General features: G+C 63.9%; 11 protein-coding genes and 2 pseudogenes. 8 read left to right on the top strand and 5 right to left on the bottom strand.

Going from position 1 to position 10,043, the window contains the following annotated elements; genetic code table 11:
• Positions 1–168: 168 nt before the first annotated feature.
• From bluB to NKH12_RS21060, 7 genes and pseudogenes are all read left to right on the top strand, one after another.
• Positions 169–804, top strand: coding sequence for a 5,6-dimethylbenzimidazole synthase (bluB, locus tag NKH12_RS21090; protein WP_352954899.1), 636 nt, complete (start codon positions 169–171; stop codon positions 802–804).
• Between the two features lie 181 nt (positions 805–985).
• A pseudogene (locus NKH12_RS21085) lies at positions 986–1,231 on the top strand (DUF1905 domain-containing protein); the annotation flags it as partial.
• A gap of 139 nt (positions 1,232–1,370) precedes the next feature.
• A complete protein-coding gene (gene ndk, locus NKH12_RS21080; RefSeq protein WP_352954898.1) occupies positions 1,371–1,793 on the top strand; it encodes a nucleoside-diphosphate kinase in 423 nt (140 codons plus the stop codon).
• 306 nt (positions 1,794–2,099) lie between these two features.
• The gene (locus tag NKH12_RS21075; protein WP_352954897.1) at positions 2,100–2,423 is read left to right on the top strand and encodes a BufA1 family periplasmic bufferin-type metallophore; all 324 of its coding nucleotides are present in this window, start codon (positions 2,100–2,102) and stop codon (positions 2,421–2,423) included.
• A 33-nt stretch (positions 2,424–2,456) separates the two neighbouring features.
• Positions 2,457–3,339 (top strand): annotated as a pseudogene (gene bufB / locus NKH12_RS21070) (MNIO family bufferin maturase).
• Entirely contained in the window at positions 3,326–4,126 is an 801-nt protein-coding gene (locus NKH12_RS21065) for an HvfC/BufC N-terminal domain-containing protein (RefSeq protein ID WP_352954896.1), read from the top strand. Before bufB ends, NKH12_RS21065 begins: the two are co-directional and overlap by 14 nt.
• 2 nt (positions 4,127–4,128) lie before the next feature.
• Positions 4,129–4,626, top strand: coding sequence for a DoxX family protein (locus tag NKH12_RS21060; protein WP_352954895.1), 498 nt, complete (start codon positions 4,129–4,131; stop codon positions 4,624–4,626).
• A gap of 44 nt (positions 4,627–4,670) precedes the next feature.
• Here NKH12_RS21060 and NKH12_RS21055 read toward each other — a convergent pair whose 3' ends face one another.
• The 5 genes from NKH12_RS21055 to NKH12_RS21035 all read right to left on the bottom strand — a co-directional run bounded on the left by NKH12_RS21055 (position 4,671) and on the right by NKH12_RS21035 (position 8,973).
• A complete protein-coding gene (locus tag NKH12_RS21055) occupies positions 4,671–5,159 on the bottom strand; it encodes a molybdenum cofactor biosynthesis protein MoaE (protein WP_352954904.1) in 489 nt (162 codons plus the stop codon).
• Between the two features lies 1 nt (position 5,160).
• On the bottom strand, positions 5,161–5,418 hold the full coding sequence (gene moaD / locus NKH12_RS21050) for a molybdopterin converting factor subunit 1 (RefSeq protein WP_352954894.1): 258 nt from the start codon (positions 5,416–5,418) through the stop codon (positions 5,161–5,163).
• Between the two features lies 1 nt (position 5,419).
• Positions 5,420–6,016, bottom strand: coding sequence for a CDP-diacylglycerol--glycerol-3-phosphate 3-phosphatidyltransferase (gene pgsA, locus NKH12_RS21045; protein WP_352481786.1), 597 nt, complete (start codon positions 6,014–6,016; stop codon positions 5,420–5,422).
• Between the two features lie 99 nt (positions 6,017–6,115).
• Positions 6,116–8,200 carry an excinuclease ABC subunit UvrC gene (gene uvrC / locus NKH12_RS21040; protein ID WP_352954893.1) on the bottom strand — a complete coding sequence of 695 codons (2,085 nt, stop codon included), beginning with the start codon at positions 8,198–8,200 and terminating at the stop codon, positions 6,116–6,118.
• The gene (locus tag NKH12_RS21035; RefSeq protein WP_352954892.1) at positions 8,197–8,973 is read right to left on the bottom strand and encodes an SDR family oxidoreductase; all 777 of its coding nucleotides are present in this window, start codon (positions 8,971–8,973) and stop codon (positions 8,197–8,199) included. Before NKH12_RS21035 ends, uvrC begins: the two co-directional genes overlap by 4 nt.
• A gap of 407 nt (positions 8,974–9,380) precedes the next feature.
• Between NKH12_RS21035 and NKH12_RS21030 the strand changes: the two genes are divergently transcribed.
• Complete coding sequence (locus NKH12_RS21030) at positions 9,381–10,031, top strand: outer membrane protein (RefSeq protein ID WP_352954891.1); 651 nt, start codon at positions 9,381–9,383, stop codon at positions 10,029–10,031.
• The last annotated feature ends 12 nt before the right edge of the window (positions 10,032–10,043 follow it).

Here is a 10,043-nt window from a genome sequence, read left to right as displayed (position 1 = left end):
CCCCCCCCGCCCCCGCCCCCCGACCCGTCGCCGCGCACCACCCCACTAGACACACCCCCTACGGCCCTACTCCCCTACTGCCCGACTCCCCTACTCCCCTACTCCCCTAATGCCCTACTCCCCTACTCCCCTACTCCCCTACTCCCCTAGCAAAGGCAGCACGACCCCATGACGTCAGGCCCGGAATTCCCGGACGATTTTTGCGCCGCGCTGGGCAGCCTCTTCCTGTGGCGGCGGGACGTCAGGCGATTCAAGCCGACACCGCTCCCCGAAGGCCCTCTGGAGCGGCTGCTTGAGGTCGCCAGCATTGCGCCCTCGGTCGGGCTCAGCCAACCCTGGCGTTTCGTCATCGTCGAGAGTGCTCAGTGCCGCGCCGCCGTCAGGGCATGTTTTGAGCGCTGCAATGCGGAGGCGCTCGCATCGTTAGGCGGCGAACGCGCCGCGCTCTATGCACGCCTGAAGCTCGCCGGCCTGAACGAAGCCCCCTGCCAATTCGCGGTTTTCGCCGACCGCGCGACAGAACAGGGGCATGGGCTCGGCCGCCTGACCATGCCGGCGACCATCGAATATTCGGCGGTGATGGCGATCCACACCTTTTGGCTGGCGGCGCGCGCGGAAGGAATAGGCATGGGCTGGGTCTCGATCCTCGATCCGGCCGAAATGGCGACGATCCTGGACGCGCCGCCGGAGTGGACGCTGATCGGTTACTTCTGCGTCGGCTATCCGAGCGAGAACCACAGCGTGCCGGAACTGGAACGGGAAGGCTGGGAAGTCCGGCGCGCTTCGATCGTGATAAGGCGGTAGTGCAACGGCGGCGCTGCCAGTCTTTGCGAGGAAGAATGGATATCATTGATGTTTCGCCAATCGCCGGCGTTGCCGACAAGGCACCATGGCGAAGCCAGCCGTGACGGCCTTGATCTGAGGAAGGCACAAAATGTTTCGCTACGACGTGCAGGCCGAGATCTAGGTCTATCCAGGCAAGGGTGGCTGGCATTTCGTGACGCTGCCGCCGGAGCTTGGGGCACAGATCAAGACGGCGATGGCGGGGATGGCACGGCCCTGGGGCTCGCTTGGCGTGGAAGCCGTCATCGGCCAGACCAGATGGCGGACATCGCTGTTTCCCGACAAGAAATCCGGCAGCCTGCTGTTGCCGATCAAGACGGCAGTGCGGGTCCGCGAAGGCCGCCGGGCTGGCGACACGGCCAAGCTGACGATCGAGATGCAGTTATGACAACATTGGTTCGGGCCGACGGCGATGCGCCATCCGGCGCAGAAATGAGCGCCGCGCCAGCCTCCCCTTGGCAAGCCGGCGGTCGGCTTGTATAGAGCCCGCCACCCTCAATTCCACTCTCCATCACAAGGACGATCCCATGGCGCTCGAACGCACCTTTTCCATGATCAAGCCGGACGCGACCCGGCGCAATCTCACCGGCGCCATCACCAGGATACTGGAAGATGCCGGCCTGCGCGTCATCGCTTCGCGCCGGGTGTGGATGAGCCGCCGCGAGGCGGAAGGTTTTTATGCCGTTCACAAGGATCGTCCCTTCTTCGGCGAGCTGGTGGAGTTCATGTCCTCGGCGCCGACTGTCGTGCAGGTGCTGGAAGGCGAGAACGCTATCGCCAGGAACCGCGAAGTGATGGGCGCGACCAACCCGGCCAACGCCGCCGAAGGCACCATCCGCAAGGTACATGCGCTGTCGATCGGCGAGAATTCCGTGCACGGCTCCGACGCGCCGGAGACCGCCGCGCAGGAGATCAAATACTGGTTCTCGGACACCGAGATCGTCGGCTAAGCCGATAGTTCATCACCACGTGATATTTAAAAAAGGCCGGCGCAATGCTGGCCTTTTTTGTTGCGGCAATCCTGCTCCGGACGCCGAACGCCGGCAACCGACCGAACAGAGCAGGGCCGCTGCCAGCTTCTCGCTCGACATCACCATCTTCTCCCCTGATGGGCAGCGGATCGACCTGGTGGGCCAGGCCCAAGGCGATCACAAAGTCGTGTTCCAAAAAAATGTAACACAGCGAGCCTCGGGACCGAACTGACCGATGCGCGCTTGAGGAACGGCGCGCGCAACAACCCAACCGGAGGTGAAATCATGTCAACAAGATCAACCGTGAGCGCGGCCTTTCTGGCCGGCGCCGTTGCCACGGCTCTTGCTTCTTTTGCGACGGCCGCGCCGCTGTCCGAGGCAGAGGTCAAGGCGGCGACGGATGCCGGCAAAGAGAAGTGCTTTGGCGTCGCCCTGAAGGGGCAGAACGACTGCGCAGCAGGACCTGGCACCACCTGCCAAGGCACCTCGACTGTCGATTACCAAGGCAACGCCTGGAAGTTTGTCGACGGCGGCACCTGCACGACGATGGACCTGCCCGGCGACCGCAAGGGCTCGCCCACGGCGCTGAGCCGCGACATCCCGTCGTAAGCAATGCAACCCGCCCGGAAAGCGGAGAGGAAGATGAATGGAATGGTCCCAGCATCCCGCCTGTCGAAAATCTCGCGCTTTCCGGCACACCCGGTCGCCGGCCTTGCCGGCGCCAGTTTCAAGCACGAACACCTACCCGCGATCCTCGGCGATGACCCAAAGGGCGGTTTCTTCGAGGTCCACGCCGAAAACTATATGGGCGCCGGCGGCCCGCCACATGATGCGCTGACCAAGATCCGCCGCGATTATCCCGTTTCACTGCACGGGGTGTGCATGTCGATTGGCGGACCGCGACCGCCGCTATGAGCCGGCGCTCGTTTCCGAGCATCTCGCCTGGTCGACCCACGACACCACCTATTACAACGACCTGCTTCCCCTGCCCTATACGCCGGCAACGGTTTCGTGCGTGGCGGATCACATCGACGAAGTGCAAGGCGCGATCGGCCGCCCGATCCTGATCGAGAACCCCTCGACCTACGTCCTGTTCCCGGAATCGACGATGAGCGAGACAGATTTCATCCGCGCGCTGGTGCGGCGTACCGGTTGCGGCCTGCTGCTCGACGTCAACAACGTCTTCGTTTCGGCCACCAATCACGGCTATTCAGCCCTTTCCTACCTCGCGGATTTCCCGCTCGATCATGTCGGCGAAATCCATCTGGCCGGGCACGCCGAGCAGGAGGATGATGAGGGCGACCTGCTGCTCATCGACAGCCATGACGGCCCGGTCGCCGACGCAGTCTGGAAGCTTTTCGATATCGTCATCGGCCGATGTGGGCCGCTACCGACGCTGATCGAATGGGACAGCGCCATTCCCGACTGGCCGGTGCTCAAGGCAGAGGCGGCCGCCGCCCAAGCGATCCTCGACCGTCATGCCGACAGCGATCATACGTTCGGAAAAGCCCATGCCGCAAGATGAGTTCCAGTCGTGTGACCTCGGCCGCCGGTTCGACTATGCCGCGGCATTCACTGCCGGTTTGCTCGATCCTGACCGAACTCCGCCTGACGTTGTCTCGGGGCCGAACGGGAAAGCTGCGGTCAAGCGATATGCCGTCTATCGCAATAACGTCACGGTCAGCCTGATCGATGCGCTGGCCGCCAGCTTTCCAGCGACGCTGCGCATCACCGGCCCGGACTTCTTCCGCGCAATGGCGCGCTTTCATGTTCGCGAAACACCGCCCACCTCGCCGCTTCTATTCGAATACGGCCGCGACTTTCCCGATTTCATCGAGCGCTACGAATACGCGCAGTCGATGCCGTGGCTGGCCGACGTGGCGCGCATGGAACGGGCCTGGCTCGACGCCTATCATGCCGCCGACGCGAAACCGTTGGCTTCCCGAGCACTGGCGGCGATCCCGCCCGAACGGCTGGCCGATACCGTGTTCGTGCCGCACCCGGCAACGCGCGCCATACGCTCGCGCTATCCGGTCGTCACGATCTTCGCGACAAACCGGAGCGACGGTCCCGTCGGGCGGATCGACGCAAGCGGCCGTGAAGATGCGCTGATCACGCGACCCGGCCTCGAAGTCTATGTTCTCCATCTGCCGCCCGGCAGCGCGGTTTTTCTGGATCGCCTCATGGCGGGTGAGCCGCTCGGCGCGGCGGCCGCGGCAGCGTCTGCGGAGCGGGCCGAATTCGACCTTTCCGCCAACATTGCCGACCTGCTGCAAGCAGGTGCCTTCACAGCGGCACACCAGCGAGGATGAGCATGACGAATCATGGGCAGAACGCCAGCACCGAGCCGCGAGGGATCGCCGCCCTCGTCGAGAGGGTGAATGCCGCCCTTCGCACGAGTGCCACACCGTCGCTGATGCAGCTCGTCCTGCGCTGCGCACTCGCCGTCCCGTTCTGGCGGTCCGGCGTCAACAAATGGGACGGTTTTTTGCAGTTGAACGATGTCGCCGTGCTGCTTTTCACCTCGGAGCTCACGCTGCATCTGCCCGGCGGCCCTTACGATTTTCCCGCACCTGGCCTGGTGGCGTTCGTCTCAGGATCGGCGGAAATCCTGCTGCCAATTCTTCTTGTTCTCGGCCTGGCGACACGACTGGCGGCATTCGGGCTGCTCGTGATGACGCTGGTCATACAACTCACCGTGCCGGACGGCTGGCCGCTGCACATCACCTGGGCGGCGATGGCGCTCGGCATCATGGCGTGGGGACCCGGCCGGATTGCGCTCGATCACTGGATCGGCACTGACAAGGGCTGATCGGGGGCTGACGGGTTCCACCCCTGCGGCGGTGACGCGAAGCATCAATTTCGTTTCGGCACACCCTCCTCCCAGCGGCTTGCGGCCTCGTCGTCGGCTTCCTTGGCATCGACCCAGCCACCTTGCGAGCCGTCGGTATGGTGTTCCTTCTTCCAGAACGGCGCGCGCGATTTCAGGTAATCCATCAGGAAGTTCGCCGCCTCGAACGCCGCCTGTCGGTGCGCGGAGGCTGCGACCACCAGCACGATGTTCTCGCCGGGCGCGATCCTGCCATGGCGATGGATGGCGGTGAGGCCCTGCAGGGGCCAGCGGCCGACCGCCTCGGCGGCGATGCGGCCGATCTCGGCCTCAGCCATGCCTGGATAATGTTCGAGTTCGAGTGCCGCGAGCCTGCCTGCCTCATCGCGGCAGAGGCCCGAGAAAGTCACGATAGCGCCGATGTCGGCGCGGCCTTGCGTCATCTCGGCGATCTCGGCGGCGATATCGAAATCCTCCGCCTGGATGCGCACCGTCGGCACCACCGCGCCGGGCATTTCAGCCACCCGTCATCGGCGGGAACAGCGCGATCTCGCGCGCACCTGATATCTTCTCGCAGTGCTCGACGTGTTCCTGGTTGATGGCGACGCGGATCACATCGGGATATTGCAGCGCGTGCTCGTACTCCTCGCCGCGCGATTTCAGCCAGCGCAGCAGGTCGGCCACGGTCTCGATGCCGGCGGGCAATTCGACATCCTCTTCCAGCTTGCCGATCCGCTCGCGCACCCAGGCGAAATAAATGAGCCGCGTCGACATCCTACTCGTCCATGATGTGCTTGAGACCGGCGCGGAAATAATCGTAGCCGGTGTAGAGCGTGACCAAGGCGGCGATCCACAACAGCACGAGCCCGGTCTGCGTGGTCAGCGGGAAGATCTTGTCGCCAGCAGGTCCCGCGAGCAGAAAGGCGATGGCGATCATCTGGATGGTGGTCTTCCACTTTGCCAGCTGCGTCACCGGTACCGAGACCTTCAGCGCCGCCAGATATTCGCGCAGGCCCGAGACCAGGATTTCGCGGCACAGGATGATGATCGCCGCCCACAGCGACCAGCCGGCGATGCCGGCATGCCTATCGGTGTCGGCCGCCAGCAGCAGCAGGCACGTGGCGACCAGCAACTTGTCGGCGATCGGATCGAGCATCTTGCCGATATTCGAGGTCTGCTGCCAGGCGCGCGCCAGATAGCCGTCGAAATAGTCGGTGATCGAGGCCAGCAGGAAAATGATCAGCGCCGACCAGCGGGCGAAGTCGCTCGACTTCAGATGGCCTTCGAGAAAAAAACACAGCACAACCAGCGGCACCGCGAGGATGCGGGCATAGGTGAGCATGTTGGGCAGGTTGAATGCGCGCTGGGCCATATTTTTGGGAACTCTTTCTGCCTGCCTACTCAAATCAGAAGCGAATGTGGGGGGTCAACAGGCGATAGTCGATGGACCAACCGAAAATAGCCGAATCCATCAGCTCTCGTGAAAATGGTTGTAGACCAGCTTCGCCACCTGCTCGGAAATGCCGTCGACCTTGACCAAATCCTCGATCGCGGCGCGGCTGACCGCCTTGGCGGTGCCGAAATGCATGAGCAGCGCGCGCTTGCGGCCCGGGCCGATGCCGCTGATCTCGTCGAGCGGGCTCTTGACCATTTCCTTCTTGCGGCGGGCGCGGTGCGAGCCGATGGCGAAACGGTGGACCTCGTCACGCAGCCGCTGGACGAAATAGAGCACGGGGTCGCGTACGGGGAGCGAAAATGGTGGCTTGCCCGGCACGAAGAAGCGTTCGCGGCCGGCGTCGCGGTCCTGGCCCTTGGCGATGCCGATGGCCTGGACACGGTCTTCGATGCCGAGATCGGCGAGGATCTTGCGCACTGCCGTCATCTGGCCCTGGCCGCCGTCGATGAGGATGACGTCTGGCCAGGCCGGGAAGCCGCCCGCATCCTCGATATCGTCGCCCTGTTCGGCCAGAGTGTCGTCCGCCGCCTGTTCGCTCTGCGGCACATCGCCATGTTCCTTCAGCAGCCGGGAAAAACGCCGCTCCATCACCTCGCGCATCATGCCGAAATCGTCTCCCGGCGTGATCTCGGTCGAGCGGATGTTGAATTTCCGGTACTGGTTCTTCACGAAGCCTTCCGGCCCGGCGACGACCATGGCGCCGACGGCGTTGGTGCCCATGATGTGAGAGTTGTCATAGACCTCGATGCGCACCGGCTGTTTCTTCAGGCCGAAGGTCTCGGCGAAGCCGGCGAGCAGTCGCCCCTGCGTCGAGGTCTCGGCCAGCCGGCGGCCGAGCGCCTCGCGGGCGTTCTGCAGTGCGTTGTCGGTCAAATCCTTCTTCTCGCCGCGCTGCGGCACCGAGATCGCCACCTTGCGACCCGCGCGGGTGGAGAGCGCCTCCGCCAGCAATTCCTGGTCCTCGACGCCATGCGACAACAGGATGGTGCGCGGCGTCGGCTTGTCGTCATAGAATTGCGCCAGGAACGAGCCCAGCACCTCGGCCGCCTCCATCGCCGGATCGGCCTTGGGGAAATAGGCGCGGTTCCCCCAATTCTGGCCGGTGCGGAAGAAGAACACCTGGATGCAGACCTGGCCGCCTTCCTGATGGATGGCGAAGACGTCGGCCTCGTCGACGGTCTGCGGGTTGATGCCCTGATGGCTCTGCACATGCGACAGCGCCGCCAGTCGGTCGCGATAGACGGCGGCGCGCTCGAAATCGAGGTTTTCCGCGGCCTGCTGCATGGCGGCGGAGATGTCGGTCTTCACCTTCTGGCTGCGGCCAGACAAGAAGTCCTTCGCCTCGGCGACCAGCTTGGCATAGTCGCCATGCGAGATTTCGCCGGTGCACGGGCCGGCGCAGCGCTTGATCTGGAACAGCAGGCACGGCCGCGTGCGGTTCTCGTAGAAGGAGTTGGTGCAGCTCCTGAGCAGGAAGGCGCGCTGCAGCGAATTGATGGTGCGGCCGACGGCACCGGCCGAGGCGAAGGGGCCGAAATAGTCGCCCTTGCGCGAGCGCGCGCCGCGATGTTTATAGATGCCGGGCGAGACATGATCGCCGGTCAACAGGATGTAGGGGAACGACTTGTCGTCCCGCATCAGCACATTGAATCGCGGCCGCAACCGCTTGATAAGGTTGGCTTCCAGCAGCAGCGCTTCGATCTCGGTGCGGGTAACGACGAACTCCATCGTCGCCGTCTCGCGCACCATGCGGCCGATGCGGCTGGTGTGGAAACGGCCTTGCGCGTAATTGGTCACCCGCTTCTTCAGGCTGCGCGCCTTGCCGACATAGAGCACGTCGCCTGCGGCATTCATCATGCGATAGACGCCAGGCGCGTTGGGCAGCCGTTTGACCAGCGTCTGGATGACTTTGGCGCCGACCATGCCGTCCGCATCGCCGGCATGCGGCGTCCAATCGATGGCCGTGAAGGCGACGTCAGGGCCACTGGCACGGGGAACTGACGGATCGACGATCTCCTCCGCCGCCTCGTCCTCGAGGTCGACATCGGGGGGCAGGTCGTCGGCGGCGCCTCGTTTGTGTTTCTGGTCCATGGGACTCATTCGACAATGCCTGTCACATCCGGCGTCTGCCACGCAAGGTGCTGGCCGCCGTCGAGCGCGATCATCTGGCCGGTGACCGAGCGCGCGCCCCAGAGATAGCGGATGGTGGCGCCGAATTCAGGCAATTCCGGGCCGCGCTTCAGAATCAAGCCGTCGACCTGCTCGGCAAAATCGCTGTCGTCCTGGCGCGCGCTCTTCAGCGTCGGGCCGGGGCCGATGGCATTGACGCGAATGCGAGGTGCCAGCGCCTGCGCCATCATCTGCGTCGCTGTCCACAATGTCGATTTCGACAGCGCATAGGAGAAATAGCGTGGCGTCGGGCGCCAGACGCGCTGGTCGATCATATTGACGATCAGCCCTTCCTGGCCTTCCGGCAGCGCGCGGGCGAATTCTTGCGCCAAAAGTGCCGGCGCCTTCACATGGATGGTGAAGTGACGGTCCCAGGCAAGCCAGTCGAAATCCTGAACCGTGTCGTCGACGAACAGCGAGGCATTGTTGACCAGCAGTGTAACAGGCCCGAGCGCGGCTTCGGCGCGGCCGACCAAGTCGCCGACCGCGGCCATGTCGGTCAGGTCGGCGGCGACCACAGCGGCGCGGCCTTCCTGGCCAAAATGGCCGCCGTTGATCCGCGCGGCCAACGCTTCGGCCTCGGCCCGCGAGCGGTTGCAATGGATGGCGACAGCAAAGCCGTTCGCGGCAAGATCCTCGACGATCGCCTTGCCGATCCGCTTGCCCCCGCCTGTCACCAGCGCCGTTCCAGCGGCCTTGCTCATCCTGTCAATCCTCAATGGGCTTCGATTTCAGCCGGTCGGTGAAATATGGCCGGCCAAGCGTTAAATGCCGTTCGGACCTTGGGCAGCATTGTGGCAAAGCGGCCGGATCGATCTTTCGACTGTGGCCGGGACTCGGCCGTCAGACCGCAATATAGGGCTCCGGACCCCTTGCTCCAAGCGGTGTTCAGCGCGGCACGGCAAAGCCTCCTGACACTATCTGTTGCGCAGATACAACGTCAAAGTTCGGCCTCATTCGTGCCCGGTAATGACCCAAGTTCAGGTTCGCTTCAGCCGCATTTCGACACGACATTCGGAACCGTTGAGCGCCAGACCCGTTTATCCCCCCGGCGGGTTGAGGGCGCTTGTGAAAAGCAAGCCTGTGCCTGTGGCTTAAGGAGTAAAGAACAATGCAAGCCAATCTTAAATTTGCGCGACCGCTGGCGGTGGCGCTCGGGCTCTTCGCCCTCGGCGGAACCGCCTATGCTGCTGACGTCATCTCGGAAGAGCCGCCCGCACCCGCCCCGATCGCCGAACTTCCGGTCGCTTCCTGGGCCGGTCCCTATGCCGGTGTGAGCGTCGGCTACGGCTTCAGCGGTCATTCCGATGCCGACGATTTCGGCGTTGACTGCTACACCGATGGATTCGTCGGCGGCGTCTTCGGCGGCTACCAGTGGCAGCAGGAGAACTTCGTGTACGGTGCTGAAGCCGATATCGGCTATAGCGGCATCGAGGGCGACGATGGTGGCGTCGAGGCCAAGGGCGGCTTCGAAGGCTCGCTGCGCGCCCGCCTCGGCTACGCCGTCACCCCGGAGATCCTGCTCTACGGCACCGCCGGTGGCGCGCTCAAGAACCAGGAAATCGAAGCCGCTGGCTCGAGCGACGAAAACACCATGCTCGGCTGGACGGCCGGCGTCGGTACCGACATCAAGATCACCGACAATGTGTTCGGCCGTGTTGAGTATCGCTACACCGACTTCGGCGACAAGGACTTCGACGGTATCGGCAAGGTCAAGTCGACCGACAACCGCGTCACCTTCGGCGTCGGTATGAAGTTCTAAAATCGTCCAAGC

Source organism: Mesorhizobium sp. M1322, from assembly GCF_040318085.1.
GTDB lineage: Bacteria > Pseudomonadota > Alphaproteobacteria > Rhizobiales > Rhizobiaceae > Mesorhizobium.
This window is presented reverse-complemented; position numbering and strand designations above follow the sequence as displayed.